This window comes from Acinetobacter sp. V116_7 (assembly GCF_056735735.1).
Genome location: NZ_JBWZIF010000016.1, coordinates 36,807 through 50,701 on the forward strand (window position 1 = coordinate 36,807; position 13,895 = coordinate 50,701).

The following is a 13,895-nucleotide window of genomic DNA, read 5'->3' on the forward strand; positions in this document are numbered from 1 at the left end:
ATAGTCCTATTGAGTTTCAATTTCCCGCAAACGAATTAAACCCTCTTGTACGGTACTGCATACAAGCTGGCCATTTTGCCACATACGACCAAAATTAAGACCTCTTGAAGCCGCACTCACTGTAGCTTCCATGTCATAAAGCATCCACTCATCTGCGCGCAATGGACGGTGGAAATAAATTGCATGATCAATACTTGCACATTGCAAACTTGGAGAAATATAACTTAAGCCATGCGGTCTTAAAGCTGTTGTCATTAAGGTAAAGTCAGAATAAAACGCAACAATTGCCTGATGCAAAGCAATATCATCTAATTGTTTTGGAATACGATCATGGGTACGAATATAGTGCGCATTATAGGGAGCTTCTGGTTGCGGCTGAAACGGGTTTACCGGATCAATTGGGCGAATTTCTACATGACGCTCACGCATGAAACTAGCACGAACATTTTCAGGTACAAAGTTTAAAATACCCTGTTTTAGCTCATTTTCAGATTTAAGCGTTTCTGGTGCTGGGTACTCAGGTTCTTGATGTTGATAGTTTAAGCCTTCTTCTGGATTGGCAAAAGACACCATTGCTGAAAATATAACTCGCCCATGCTGAATCGCACGAACTTGACGACTTACAAAGCTTTTTCCATCCCGCAAACGATCTACTTCGTAGATGATTGGGGCATTAATATCGCCACCATACAAAAAATATGCATGTAAAGAATGCGCTGGGCGATCAGTTGTATAAGATGCTGCACGTAAAGCCTGACCCAAAACCTGTCCACCAAAGACACGTTTACCGACAAGATTACGGCTCATGCCACGGTAAATATTTTCTTCTAGCTTTTCTAAAGTGAGAAGCTCGACTAGTTCTTGGGTTAACGCATTCATGAGAGATACCTTCATATTTCAGGTAAAAAAATCGTATTAAAGGACAGATGTGTAGAATCTATTGTGCCATAAAAAACTATTTGAACATGGAACAATCAGTCAACTTCTAATGAACATTGCTCATATAACAGCTAAAAATACGATTTTTAACGATAAAATATGCCAAAAGCATTATAATTTATAAGAAAGTAGCATATTGTTTTTTTTAATAAATGCCTCAAAATAATTACCCTCCGCATTTGGTGCTGGGATTTGTCTTTAAGAAGTAGGAGTTCTTATGTCCAAGAGTGGGTTTGGTCAAATGTATCGTCGGCTTTCGAGTAAACTACTTGACCTCGTGGTAACACCACATGTTCTTGGGGAAGTTCCTACTGAACCAGTATCAGAAACAACAGAAGCAGAAGCAAAGACTGACCGCCAAAAAGTGGTGTGCTATGTCTTACAAAACCACTCTCGAAGCAATGCTTTGGTGGTTGATGGAGAAACGCGTCGTTTAAATTTAAAACCTGCGTTAGACCCATTAGTTGTTGGCACTCATCAGGAAAAAGCATCAGTTTTATTTTTACAGCACAATGATGAAAATAATTTACTGAATCCTCCTCCTCATGCTTTTCCACCACGCTTACTAAAACTGATTGAAGTCTTACAAGAAAATCCTGAACTTGATATAGAGCTTGTTCCAGTTACCGTTTTATGGGGTCGTTCTCCAGATAAAGAAGACTCTTGGTTTAAGCTTTTATTTTCAGATACATGGGCTACACCAAGCACTGTTAAGCAATTGGTCAACATTGGCTTACATGGTCGTCAATCTTACTTAGAGTTTCATGAACCACAATCGCTACGTGAATTGGTTGAATATGCTCAACAGCATTATCCAAACCTTTCACCAGCCACTTATATTGTAAGTACGTTAAATGATTACTTAGATCGTCAGCGTGAAGTGGTGTTAGGCCCCGATTTATCGGATCGACGTAATGTCATGCAGTCGGTTGTCAAATCTCGTGATGTTCAAGAAGCAATCCGCCGTGAAAGTATTCGCGGGAAAGTGAGTATGCTCGAAGCTGAACGTCGTGCGATTGGTTATGTCAATGAAATCGTATCGGATTATTCACATTCAGCAGTGCGCTTTGCCGATCTTGCTTTAACGCGCTTATGGACCCAGCTTTATGACGGCGTAGATGTGCATAACTTCAGTACCGTTCGTGAACTGGCAAAAGATTATGAAGTGGTTTACACACCTTGCCACCGCAGCCATATTGACTACTTATTATTGTCTTATGTGATTTATAGACGTGGTCTTATGGTTCCGTATATTGCGGCGGGTGATAACCTAAACTTGCCTTTCGTTGGTCAGCTTTTACGTGGTGGTGGTGCATTCTTTATTCGCCGTTCTTTCCGTGGTAATGGGCTTTATACAACGGTATTTAAAGAATATTTATATAGTATTTTGTCACGTAACACGCCACTTGAGTACTTTATTGAAGGTGGACGTTCGCGTACAGGACGTCTATTACCACCTAAGACTGGCATGCTTGCTATGACGGTTCATAGTCATTTACGTGGCCGTACAAAGCCAATTGTATTTGTGCCAACCTACATCGGTTATGAACGCCTCATGGAAGGCTCGACCTATGTAGGGGAAATGCAAGGTAAACCGAAAGAAGCTGAATCAATTTTTGGTATTGTGAAAACCTTACGAAAAATTGAACGTATTTTTGGTAAAGTCCATGTGAACTTTGGTGAACCTGTTTTCCTTGATGATCTGCTTAAACAGCATAATGCAGAAAATGTTTTTATCGAGAAAAATGACGACCCAATTCCTCAAGCGGTTTCAGATGCAGTAAATAGCTCTGCACATGCAATTTTAGAAAATATTAACCGAGCTGTGGTGATTAACCCTGTCTCTTTACTTTCTATTATTTTGCTTGCAACTCCAAAGCATACGCTTGATGAAGAAATTTGTATTAAGCAGCTTGAAGCTTACCGCAATCTGGCATCGAACTTCCCATATGACCAACGTATGGAAGTAACGCCGCTTTCTGGTAAAGAAATTATTGCTTATGGTTTAAAGCTTAAACTCATTAAACGAGTTCAGCATGCACTCGGCGATATTATTGCAATTGAAGATAACCAAGCTGTTCTTCTAACCTATTTCCGTAATAACATTTTGCATGCCTTTGTTTTACCTTCATTGGTTGCATCACTTGTTGAACATAATGGAAAAATCAGCCGTTCAGATTTAACCAATGTGATCTACACCCTGTATCCATTCTTGAAAGCAGAGTTATTCCTTAAATGGAAGAGTAACGAACTTAAAGAACAAATTGAGCAATATGCAAATGCATTGGTTCAATCAAACCTTATTCAGCAAGATGATGAAGATAATTTAATTAGCTCTGCACCAAACACTGAAGAGCATAATCAGCTTGTTGTTTTAGCTACGCCTGTTAAGCAAAGTCTTGAGCGTTACTACATGACGCTTGCGCTCATTACTCAACGTGGTTCGGGTAATATTTCTGCTAAACAGGTTGAAGAATTAAGTCATTTACTCGGACAACGCTTGTCAGTTCTATATGAATTTAATTCGCCAGAGTTCTTCGACAAAGCTTTATTCCAAAGCTTCTTAAAAGTTCTTACACAGCAAAATTACATTCGTACCAACGACCAAGGCCAAATCGAGTTTGATGATAATTTCCGTCAAATGGCTGCTGGCGCACAGTTGGTTCTTGATGAAGTAACCTTACAAATGTTGCAGCACATCACCACCTTTACCGACGAAGAGCTAAAAGATGCGCTTGAAGCTATGGCCTCTCAACAAGCAAAACGACGTTTAAAGCGTAAAAAGTCTTAAGATTTTTACTCAAAATAAAAGGCAACTTCGGTTGCCTTTTATTTTATTAGCGAATTGGACATTCAAAATAGCGTGGGTCATCCATACAACGTAGACGCTTCATAAGTTGAACAAAATAAGCATCGTAATAACCTGAAAGCACGTACTGATTACGTATTTTGGCAACCATCACCTCATAACTTTGCTTTTCATAAAAAGAGACATCTACCCAATAATAAGCAGGTAAATGGTTTTCCCACTGGGTTGCACGGTTAGTCAGCAATTGACTATTTTGAACAAACCATCCTCGAATTTTTCGACCAAAATTAGCAGGATAAGCTTGTGGCTTAATAATTAAATTAACGCCAAAATATGCCAAAGGAAAGTTAATGACTTGGACATCCGGTCCAAATTCTTTTTGTAAATTATATGGTAATAACCCATATATCGGAGCTGGAACAATATCGATTTTGTCTTGCTTAAATTGCACAATCGCATTAGATAAATCAACATAAACTGGCTGAGCACCTACACTTCGTACCAATGCTTGTTGTGGTGGATTATTTGGTAACACGCCAATACGTTGATTTCTTAATTGAGCAACTCTAGAGATTTTTTTATTTTTTAGAACCATATAGGCCGTACCAACAGGAATCATTCCTACCGCTTCATAGTCCTTAGAAATTAATCTTTTTTCGACTGTTGGATGATTCAAAAGCTGTAATAAGCTTTTAGCGGTACGATTATTAGGAATAAGCCCGATACCAGCAGTGCTTCCCATAAATTGGTTATAGCGATAAGTATTAAAATTAGATGCCGCTAAACCTGAACATTTACCCTCATCAAAAGCTTGTATGGCCTGTTGTTCTTTTTGATAGGTCACCACTTTAAATTTGACTTGATACTGCTGAGCATATAACCGAATGTCATTTAAACGACGTGTAATATCCCCTTGGGAACCAATCGGATCATATGCACACCACACCTGATCCTCGGCCCAACTCACAACAGCTGTTACGCTCAAAATAAGAGCTAAACAAATTCTTTTCACTTTCAAACTTTTTATCTTTATCGGCAATTTGACTGCCTCATCAGGTATTTCTGTTCTTATTTAAAGTTTAATCAAAATTTTATTTAGTGCTATGAACATTTAAACATAATAAATAGTCATTAAAGCAAATTGGATGCTCTAATTGGAAACCCGTTTCAGGCAAATGTTTCGCATAAATTCGTTTACCTGAGATTTGGTTTGATTCTAACGTTAACTCTGGTAAACCCAATTGTTTTTGGAACCATACGATAACTTCATGCAAAGGCAATGGTTGATTATTAGTCACAATATAGCTGGCTTGATGATTTTCATAGTCCGCCATAAAAGCCAAAAACTTTGCTAAATCATCAATATGTATTCGATTGCTATAATGTATATTTGGATAACTTTGACTATTTTCAGCCATCTTTTTTAAACGGGCAACTGAGGTTCCGTAAATCCCAGTTGGGCGAACAATTACAAATTGTGCTGGATAGTGTTTTTGCCAAAGGAGTTCCATATTACGCAATATATGGCCTTGTGCATCATTTGGCTTAATTTCACTAAAATCATCAATGATCTCCCCTGCATTTTCGCCGTATACCCGCGTAGACGACACTACGATTATTTTTTTTACTGGATGTATTTTTAATGCATCTCGAATCGGTTCAATACTATCTACATAAGTATGTTGGTAGCCCTCAACCGTACTCTCGTTTGGAGAAAGTAAAATATATACGACATCTACAGGTTCAATTTTACTTAAATCAAGTTTAAAGATATCTTGAACAAGATGTGTTGCGTAACTATCCGTTTTTACACTACGGCTGATTGTGGTAATTTGATGTTCTTTCTCAAATAGTTGTTTAGCAACACGCTGAGATGTTTTACCATAACCGATAAATAATATATGCATAGAAAACTCGTTGAGGGGACATGACTTCAGTCCATCAGTTACAAGGCGTTGGATCGGCTTCAGCAGCCCTACTCGAAAAACTAAATATTTTTACCACAGATGATTTACTGTTTCATCTGCCACGTGATTATGAAGACCGCAGTACGATTATTGCAATGAATCAACTTGTGGTTGGGCGTAGCTATTTACTTGAAGGTGAAGTCAGATCAATTGATTTTCCTCCGGGGAAAAGAAAATCTATGGCAGCCTTGGTTCAAGATGAATTCGGTAAAGTCACCTTACGCTTTTATCATATTTATAAAAACCTGACTGACAAAATAAAGCCTGGTCATCGCTTACGTATTTTTGGTGAAGTTCGTGTCGGCGCTCGCGGACTTGAGATGTATCATCCCGAAATTCAGCTCATTCATGAACAGACACCTCTACCAAAAACTCAGCTTACAGCAATTTATCCAAGTACGGATGGGCTAACTCAACCCAAACTGCGCGAATATGTAAAACAAGCTTTAAAGCACCATAGTGATGCCTTACCAGAGCTGCTCCCCAAAAAATATACTAATGGCTATGCGCTTAAAGAGGCTTTGTATTACATTCATGAGCCTCCTGTTGATGCCAATATGCTCCAGTTGGCCCAAGGTTCACACCCAGCCCAACAACGACTTATTTTTGAAGAACTGGTTGCACACCAGATTAGTTTGCTTAATCGCCGTGCTTATATTCGTCAAATTGCATCCCCTGCTTTCTCAAGCAGTAAAATATTAGCTAAAAAGCTTTTAGAAGCTTTACCTTTTCAAATGACCAATGCACAAAAACGTGTATCTAAAGAAATTCTAAATGACTTAAAACAACAACAACCTATGCTGCGCCTAGTACAAGGTGACGTAGGTGCCGGAAAGACCTTAGTTGCTGCTGTAGCAGCTTGCCATGCTTTAGAAGCGGATTGGCAAGTTGCATTAATGGCCCCGACTGAGATTCTTGCAGAACAGCACTATTTGAATTTTAAACGTTGGTTTGAACCATTAGGCATTACAGTTGCGTGGCTATCTGGCAAACAAAAAGGTAAAGCCCGTGCCCAAGCAGAACAACAGATTAAAGAAGGCCACGCGGAACTTATTGTTGGTACACATGCCTTATTTCAAGACAATATTTGCTTCGCTAAATTAGGGCTAGTAATCATTGATGAACAACATCGTTTTGGTGTGGATCAACGCTTAGCTTTACGTAATAAAGGTGCTGAGCAATTCACCCCGCACCAACTCGTCATGACAGCCACTCCTATCCCAAGAACACTAGCAATGAGTGCGTATGGCGACTTAGACACATCAATTATTGATGAATTACCACCAGGCCGTACTCCAATTCAAACCGTTACGATTCCACTTGATCGTCGCGAAGAAGTACTTCAACGAATTGCTTCTAATTGTAGAGATGGGAAACAGGCATATTGGGTATGTACACTGGTTGAGCAGTCTGAAACTTTAGATGCTCAAGCCGCCGAAGCTACCTATCAAGAAATGAAGGAACGCTTTCCTGAGCTTAATATTGGCTTAGTGCATGGCAAAATGAAAGCTGACGAAAAACAGTCGGTCATGCAAGCGTTCAAAAATAATGAGTTACAGCTTCTTATTGCAACCACTGTCATTGAAGTTGGTGTCGATGTTCCCAACTCTTCTATTATGGTCATTGAAAATGCCGAACGTTTAGGACTTTCTCAGCTACACCAATTACGGGGTCGCGTAGGTCGAGGCGCTCAAGCCAGCTTTTGCGTACTTTTATATAAAACGCCTCTTTCTCAAAATGGGCAAGAGAGACTTTCTATTTTAAGAGAAAGTAATGATGGCTTTGTGATCGCAGAAAAAGATCTTGAGTTACGCGGACCGGGTGAATTACTAGGTACGAAACAAACTGGGGATATGGGGTTTAGAGTTGCTCGTTTAGAGCGAGATGATCACTTACTCAGTCAAGCTCATTATGTAGCTCAGCAAGTCTTAAAAGATTATCCAGAACAAGCAGATGCATTATTAAAACGCTGGCTTCCAGAAGCGCCTCGTTACGCGTATGTTTAGTTTCTTAAATCCACAGCATCTTATTCAATTACTCTCACCTTGTTTGTTATGTGAGTCAGGTGTACGAGGAAAACATTCGCTCTGTAAGGATTGTTGGAAGCATTTACCTTGGCTTAAACAAACAATTCAACGCAATGATCAATCAGTTCTTGTGGCCTGTGATTATGCTTATCCAGTTAGCCGAATCATTCAGCAGTTTAAATATGAACAAAAATTACATTATGAAATTTTGTTAGGTGAAATTTTACAACAACTCAAATTTCCCAAGGTACAAGCTATCGTACCTATGCCTATTTCAAATCAACGTTTAATCGAACGTGGTTTTAATCAGTCGTTGTTACTCGCAAATATCTTAAGCAAACAATTAAAAATACCTGTTTGGCAGCCAGTACAACGTCTTGCTGAACATTCGCAAAAAGGGCTTTCTCGACTTGAACGCTTTGAGAACATTGAGCAACAATTTATTGCGCTTTCTGAAGAAAAACGGCGTTATCGCCGTGTTCTTATTATTGATGATGTAATAACCACTGGAAGCTCTATTCATGCGCTCAGTCAAGCACTTAAACAATTAGGCTGCACATCTATCTATGCCGCTTGTTTAGCGGCAACTCTGACCAGTTAAAACGATTAAACTGTAGATAAATGCTGCTCACACCAAGGAATAACAATTTCACGAGTTAATGGTGCAAGGTGCGTTTCTGAATCATTTAAGTCAACCCATTTCATTTCTGCAATTTCGGCTGCGATTTTGGGAGCCTGATCGAGCTGAACAAGATATAAATGACTAACTAGAATATGATCTGGTTCATTGGCAGCTGCTGTTTCGAAACGACCAAGAAATTGTTCAATTACACAAGAACTTCCAACTTCTTCTAAAATTTCTCGCTGCATTGTGACATCTGGCGCTTCATTGGCTTCCAGCTTGCCACCTACTTGCATAAAAGCATGGGTGTTACGCTTTCTCACGAGCAACAACTGATTTTGCTCGTTCAAGATCACTGCAGCAGCGACCGTAATTGTTTTCACTTATTTAACCTCGTCTATGGTTGAACATCTGCATTTGTCCATTTTGGAGCAGGAGGCTGATATTGCTCAAATTGTTGAAGAATATCTTCAATTTTGTCTGATGCGATCAATTTATCAACGAACCGTGCTTGGCTAAATCCATTATCTACCGTTCCTTGAATCATTTTAAGTAAATCTTCATAAAAGCCAGCTACATTTAAGAAAGCACATGGCTTTTGATGAATACCTAATTGCGCCCATGTCCATTGTTCAAAGATTTCTTCCAATGTACCCGCACCACCAGGTAAAGCAATAAAACCATCGGAGAGATCCGCCATTTTGGTTTTACGCTCATGCATATTTTCGACCACATATAATTTGGTTAAGCCCGGATGAGCTAACTCACGATCGACCAAAGCACGAGGAATCACGCCAATGACTTGTCCACCTGCCTGCAAGGCACTATCAGCGACAACGCCCATTAAGCCTGAGCGACCGCCGCCATAAACCAAGGTCTTACCTTGTTTTGCAATAGCCTCACCTGTAATTTTGGCAATTTGTTGGAAAATTGGGTTTGAACCAAGAGATGAACCACAGAAAATACAAATTGAATTCATAGTGTAAAAAACCGTTTTATTGAACTGTCATGCTGACAAACTAAACTATCGATAGAGTTTTTTTTTGCAAAATAGCGTATTGGCAAGTGTTTTTCGGCAAATCCTTGTCTAAAATACACCCATCCATTTCCATCAGACTGCGTGAGGAAAAAAGACACATGCTTGAAGCCTTTTATGCCACAGAACGCGGAAGTCTGGAAGATGCCACCATCAATGGTGGATTTGATCTACATCCCGAATTAGTCTGGCTTGATCTTATTGCACCCTCGCAAGAAGAGCAACAATGGGTACTAGATGCCTATGACCAAAATTTACCCACACTAAAATCGCTGGAAGATATTTCATCCTCAGCACGATTCTACCGTGATGATGATGGTATTTTGCATATCAGTACTTATTTTTTAACGAAAAATAAAAACTATCAAGTGGATGGTGATGCAGAAGATTCATCACACATTTTAGCGATGGTACAAACGGTCGCATTTATTTTACATAAAGACCGTCTCTTTACGATGCGGGGAGAAAAATTAGTTGCGTTTCGTGCCTTTCGTGCGCGTGCTCGCCGAAATGACTACGACATGGACTATAAAGATCCAACATGGATTTTATTAGGTCTTCTTGAAGCAAAACTCGATGAGCTTGCGGATATCTTAGAAGATATCCACAAAGATTTAGAAAAATACTCGACAGAGGTTCTTAACAATCACCAACGTGAACAAATTCTAGACTTAGATGACATGATTACGCGCCTAGCTCAACAAGAAGATATGCTAGGAAAAGCTCAGCTCTGTTTAATTGATTTACGACGTGTACTTACTTTTTTATCACGCCCTCGAGCATTAGGCAGTCATATTTACGATGCTGATATTCGAGAATTGAGTGAAGATGTCCGCTCACTCGTAGAACATGATGCTTTCTTATTCCAAAAAGTACGATTCTTGCTTGATACAACGTCTGGGTTCATTAATACCGAACAGAATGACACGATCCGTCGATTCTCGATCTTACCAAGTATGTTAGCCCCTCCGATGCTTATTGCCAGCATCTATGGGATGAACACAGATGTATTGCCTTTTGCACATGGTACAACTAGTTTCATCATCGTTTTACTGATTATTATCGGTTTCTTTATTGGCCCTATTATTTATTTCCGCTGGAAAAAATGGATTTAAGCTTTGTAATAAAATGCTAGTCCAAAGCATAAAAAAGCACCTAAATATAGGTGCTTTTTTATATCTTGAACATCAGATCAAATGTAGATCTTCCTGCAAATGGCAGGCTTGAATGATCTTCAGCATTTTTTCGGGTACATTTTTAAAATGCAAACCAGCTTTTTGTGGAGTCACTCGCAACCATTGAACTAAAACAGCCAATGCCAAGGTACTACCATGCTCAAGCTCTGTTAAATCTACCACCAGAGGAAAGCTTTGCTGCTTCTTGATGATAGCTAAACCTGCCTGATACTGTTGTTCCGCATTTTCAAAATCAATTTTTCCCGAAACAACCAATTGTTGGTTGAGATACTGAACCACTCTTCACCTACTATTTTTGTTTGTTCTGATTAACAGCAGCGTCTGCATCCGGTTGGAAGGTTGCAATTGCTTTATTCAAATCGCCACCATTACGTTTCACTGTTGCAGCAAACTGATTACGGAACTGTAATCCCAAATCAATACCAGAAACATTGATATTACGGATTTTCCATTGGGTACCTTTATCAGCTAACTGGAAAGATACAGGAATTTTGTCGCCGTTATGACTGAAGTCCAATGTCACTACTGGGTTTTTACCCGCAGTTGCCTTGTAAGGGCGCATGGTATAGCTTTGATTCGTATATTTAGCAAATGCACTACCGTAATTTTCAATTAAAGTATTACGGAAGTTAGTCTCGAACTGAGCACGCTGTGCCGCTGTACTATACTGATTTGTTGCATAAGTACCCATTACAATACGAGTAAATGCTTGTGAATCAACATACGGGTCTAAATTCTGACGTACGATGCTCTTCACTAATGCTGGATTACTTTGCAATTTTGCATGATCAGCTTTCAAACGAGCAATCAAACCATCAGCAACACGCTTGATAAAATCAGGTGGTGCTTCTGAAGGTGCAGCAAATGCTGTACCTGCAATCATGGTAGACAAAAGACTTGCTGTCAGGGTTTGTTTAAACAACGTATTCACCAGGAACCACTCCTTCAAATAATCTTTTACTCAACAAATGAGGCTTGTGCACTATCTTTATCAGTGCTTGCAGGAGCACTCGCTTCTGTTGAGCCTGAACCGGCAGCAACTTTACCAGCCCCACCACCAGTAATAAATTTACTAATTAAATCTTCTAAATCCATAGTTCCTTGAGTGTTTGAAATCGTGTCACCTCGTTTCAAGTAGTTCACACCACCACCAGGTACAACTTTCAAATATTTTTCACCCAACAAACCATTGGTTGCTACCATTATATAAGCATCTTCATCAATACTTGTGATGGAGGTCATGTTACTGGTCAGTTGCTGTTCCATTGCTTTTTGTTGCTCTGGAGAAGCTTGAGTATAATCTGAGCTATAACGCAACTCTTCCAACGCATTCTTCTGAACTTCTTTTAATTGTTCAGGATTGAAACTTGTCAACTTTCCATCTAAACCAAATGTTACGGTAGCCAAACGCGTAACCGGATCAAGCGTAATTGAATCAACACGGCCAATTGTAACACCACTCATTGTCACTTTAGCACGTGGCTTTAGCCCATTGACGTTATCAAATTGAGCCTTCATGGTATAACTATCACTTAAGTTCGTACCAACAAGCCCACTAACTTTCATTGCTAAGAAAAACAATGCAATACCGAAGATAATAACAAAGATACCAACGGCCAGTTCACTACTACGTGATTTCATTAAATCCCTCCGAACATGACCGCAGTCAACACGAAATCAAAACCTAAAACACATAATGAAGAATACACAACCGTCCGGGTCATTGCCGTTGCAATGCCTTCTGGTGTCGGATCACAGGCATAGCCTTGATAAACAGCGACCCATGTACAAATCAAAGCAAAAACAATACTTTTAATAATCGTGCCATTGATAATGTCATGCCCGAAACGCACTGTATTTTGCATACCACTCCAGAAGGAGCCTTCATCAGCACCTAAAAAGTCAACACCGACCATCTTGCCACCAATAATACCAATGGCTGCAAATATCACAGTTAACATTGGCAAACTGACAATACCGGCCCAAAGACGTGGCGATACGATTTGCTTCAAAGGGTCAACACCAATCATTTCCATACTGGCAAGCTGTTCACTTTGCTTCATTGAACCAATTTCGGCAGTCAATGCAGAACCTGCTCGTCCTGCAAATAGCAATGCAGCAACCACAGAAGCAAGCTCACGGAGCAGTGTTAACGAAATCGCTGTACCCAACATCGACTCAGCACCGAAAGTGACCAAAATGCTATACATCTGCAAGCCAAGAACCGCACCAATAAACAAACCAGAAACGGTAATAATAAGTAAGGACATCACACCTACGCGGTGCATTTGGTAACCAAAACGACCAAAACCACCCTTGCTAGGAAGTGAAAAAATAATCTGCAAGAGCATATGTGCCGCAGCACCAATGCCTCGAATCCGCTCAATAACGAGTCTACCTAACCAGGCAATCGTATTCATGGACGAACCTCGTTATTTAAATAAGCTAGATGACTAAACTGGTATTCAACTGGTCCTTCTGCCGAACCTGTTAAGAATTGGTGTACAAATGGAGAAGCATGTTTTTGCAACTCTTCAGGTGTACCCTCTCCCTGAATTTTTCCTTCAGCTACCACATAGATGTAGTCAGCAATCGATAATGTTTCTGCAACATCATGCGAAACAATAATTGTTGTTAAATCTAACGCTTCACGTAGTGAACGAATTAAACGTGTCAAAACACCTTTCACAATTGGGTCTTGACCAGCAAAAGGTTCATCGTACATGATTAAATCGGGATCAAGTGCAATCGCGCGAGCCAATGCTACACGACGATTCATACCACCTGAAAGTTCTGTCGGCATTAATTGTTCAGAACCACGTAGACCCACCGATTCAAGTTTTAATGCAACCAGTTCAGCAATGAGATTTTCAGGAAGCTTTGTGTGCGCTCGGATTGGAAACGCCACATTTTCATAAACGGACATATCCGTAAATAGAGCTCCACTCTGAAATAACATGCCCATACGTGCACGAGCGGAAAAAAGTTCCTGACGAGACATTTTGGCAATATCTTTAGCGTCGAGTAAAACTTCCCCCTGATCTGGAACTAACTGGCCACCAATCAGACGTAATAAAGTTGTTTTACCTGTACCAGAAGGTCCCATAATGGCCGTAATCTGGCCTCGACGTATATTTAAACTAATATTGTCATAAATGACGCGTTCCCCTCGATTAAAACTCAAGTTTTTCACTTCAATAAGCGGTTGAGTCGAGAGAGGAGTTTTATTATTCATAATGGCAATCGTTCCTGCACTTTTATGCACGCATACTATAACACTGAAAATTAGCAAACTTGTT

Annotated in this window: 14 protein-coding genes; 4 read left to right on the forward strand and 10 right to left on the reverse strand. The window is 39.8% G+C overall.

Features of this window, described 5'->3' with window-relative positions; genetic code table 11:
* Positions 1-6: 6 nt before the first annotated feature.
* Positions 7-879, reverse strand: a complete 873-nt coding sequence (locus AC1PJP_RS07540) for an acyl-CoA thioesterase (protein ID WP_003653674.1) — start codon at positions 877-879, stop codon at positions 7-9.
* A 277-nt stretch (positions 880-1,156) separates the two neighbouring features.
* Between AC1PJP_RS07540 and plsB the strand changes: the two genes are divergently transcribed.
* Positions 1,157-3,730, forward strand: coding sequence for a glycerol-3-phosphate 1-O-acyltransferase PlsB (plsB, locus tag AC1PJP_RS07545; RefSeq protein WP_479766750.1), 2,574 nt, complete (start codon positions 1,157-1,159; stop codon positions 3,728-3,730).
* 46 nt (positions 3,731-3,776) lie between these two features.
* Here plsB and AC1PJP_RS07550 read toward each other — a convergent pair whose 3' ends face one another.
* Together AC1PJP_RS07550 and AC1PJP_RS07555 are read right to left on the reverse strand one after the other, a co-directional pair.
* Positions 3,777-4,760, reverse strand: coding sequence for a putative solute-binding protein (locus AC1PJP_RS07550; RefSeq protein ID WP_479766751.1), 984 nt, complete (start codon positions 4,758-4,760; stop codon positions 3,777-3,779).
* Between the two features lie 79 nt (positions 4,761-4,839).
* Complete coding sequence (locus AC1PJP_RS07555) at positions 4,840-5,655, reverse strand: NAD(P)H-binding protein (protein WP_479766752.1); 816 nt, start codon at positions 5,653-5,655, stop codon at positions 4,840-4,842.
* 20 nt (positions 5,656-5,675) lie between these two features.
* On the opposite strand from AC1PJP_RS07555, the gene recG reads away from it, so the two are divergent.
* Together recG and AC1PJP_RS07565 are read left to right on the forward strand one after the other, a co-directional pair.
* Positions 5,676-7,721, forward strand: a complete 2,046-nt coding sequence (recG, locus tag AC1PJP_RS07560; protein ID WP_479766753.1) for an ATP-dependent DNA helicase RecG — start codon at positions 5,676-5,678, stop codon at positions 7,719-7,721.
* On the forward strand, positions 7,714-8,343 hold the full coding sequence (locus tag AC1PJP_RS07565) for a ComF family protein (RefSeq protein WP_479766754.1): 630 nt from the start codon (positions 7,714-7,716) through the stop codon (positions 8,341-8,343). Before recG ends, AC1PJP_RS07565 begins: the two co-directional genes overlap by 8 nt.
* Before the next feature lie 5 nt (positions 8,344-8,348).
* Here the strand turns inward: AC1PJP_RS07565 and AC1PJP_RS07570 are convergent, their stop codons facing one another.
* Positions 8,349-8,747 (reverse strand): NUDIX hydrolase, encoded by a 399-nt coding sequence (locus AC1PJP_RS07570; protein ID WP_013196770.1) that lies wholly within the window; start codon positions 8,745-8,747, stop codon positions 8,349-8,351.
* A gap of 14 nt (positions 8,748-8,761) precedes the next feature.
* On the reverse strand, positions 8,762-9,343 hold the full coding sequence (locus AC1PJP_RS07575; protein WP_005301199.1) for an LOG family protein: 582 nt from the start codon (positions 9,341-9,343) through the stop codon (positions 8,762-8,764).
* A gap of 158 nt (positions 9,344-9,501) precedes the next feature.
* Between AC1PJP_RS07575 and AC1PJP_RS07580 the strand changes: the two genes are divergently transcribed.
* Positions 9,502-10,515: a CorA family divalent cation transporter gene (locus AC1PJP_RS07580; protein ID WP_004789661.1), complete on the forward strand. Its 1,014-nt coding sequence runs from the start codon at positions 9,502-9,504 to the stop codon at positions 10,513-10,515.
* Positions 10,516-10,587: 72 nt separating this feature from the next.
* Here the strand turns inward: AC1PJP_RS07580 and AC1PJP_RS07585 are convergent, their stop codons facing one another.
* The 5 genes from AC1PJP_RS07585 to AC1PJP_RS07605 are packed head-to-tail and all read right to left on the reverse strand — an operon-like array spanning position 10,588 to position 13,831.
* On the reverse strand, positions 10,588-10,875 hold the full coding sequence (locus AC1PJP_RS07585; RefSeq protein ID WP_004789663.1) for an STAS domain-containing protein: 288 nt from the start codon (positions 10,873-10,875) through the stop codon (positions 10,588-10,590).
* 10 nt (positions 10,876-10,885) lie between these two features.
* The gene (locus AC1PJP_RS07590; RefSeq protein WP_004789665.1) at positions 10,886-11,527 is read right to left on the reverse strand and encodes an MlaC/ttg2D family ABC transporter substrate-binding protein; all 642 of its coding nucleotides are present in this window, start codon (positions 11,525-11,527) and stop codon (positions 10,886-10,888) included.
* A gap of 26 nt (positions 11,528-11,553) precedes the next feature.
* Complete coding sequence (gene mlaD, locus AC1PJP_RS07595; RefSeq protein WP_005301188.1) at positions 11,554-12,237, reverse strand: outer membrane lipid asymmetry maintenance protein MlaD; 684 nt, start codon at positions 12,235-12,237, stop codon at positions 11,554-11,556.
* The gene (gene mlaE, locus AC1PJP_RS07600; RefSeq protein ID WP_005301186.1) at positions 12,237-13,016 is read right to left on the reverse strand and encodes a lipid asymmetry maintenance ABC transporter permease subunit MlaE; all 780 of its coding nucleotides are present in this window, start codon (positions 13,014-13,016) and stop codon (positions 12,237-12,239) included. Before mlaE ends, mlaD begins: the two co-directional genes overlap by 1 nt.
* Positions 13,013-13,831 carry an ABC transporter ATP-binding protein gene (locus AC1PJP_RS07605; protein ID WP_005301184.1) on the reverse strand — a complete coding sequence of 273 codons (819 nt, stop codon included), beginning with the start codon at positions 13,829-13,831 and terminating at the stop codon, positions 13,013-13,015. Before AC1PJP_RS07605 ends, mlaE begins: the two co-directional genes overlap by 4 nt.
* Positions 13,832-13,895: the final 64 nt, after the last annotated feature.

Bases quoted from the DNA above. Each gene is read 5' to 3' on its own strand.
- plsB (WP_479766750.1), top strand. From the start codon at position 1,157: ATGTCCAAGAGTGGGTTTGGTCAAATGTATCGTCGGCTTTCGAGTAAA.
- AC1PJP_RS07555 (WP_479766752.1), bottom strand. From the start codon at position 5,655: ATGCATATATTATTTATCGGTTATGGTAAAACATCTCAGCGTGTTGCT.
- mlaE (WP_005301186.1), bottom strand. From the start codon at position 13,016: ATGAATACGATTGCCTGGTTAGGTAGACTCGTTATTGAGCGGATTCGA.
- AC1PJP_RS07565 (WP_479766754.1), top strand. From the start codon at position 7,714: ATGTTTAGTTTCTTAAATCCACAGCATCTTATTCAATTACTCTCACCT.
- AC1PJP_RS07605 (WP_005301184.1), bottom strand. From the start codon at position 13,831: ATGAATAATAAAACTCCTCTCTCGACTCAACCGCTTATTGAAGTGAAA.
- mlaD (WP_005301188.1), bottom strand. From the start codon at position 12,237: ATGAAATCACGTAGTAGTGAACTGGCCGTTGGTATCTTTGTTATTATC.
- AC1PJP_RS07580 (WP_004789661.1), top strand. From the start codon at position 9,502: ATGCTTGAAGCCTTTTATGCCACAGAACGCGGAAGTCTGGAAGATGCC.
- AC1PJP_RS07540 (WP_003653674.1), bottom strand. From the start codon at position 879: ATGAATGCGTTAACCCAAGAACTAGTCGAGCTTCTCACTTTAGAAAAG.
- recG (WP_479766753.1), top strand. From the start codon at position 5,676: ATGACTTCAGTCCATCAGTTACAAGGCGTTGGATCGGCTTCAGCAGCC.
- AC1PJP_RS07575 (WP_005301199.1), bottom strand. From the start codon at position 9,343: ATGAATTCAATTTGTATTTTCTGTGGTTCATCTCTTGGTTCAAACCCA.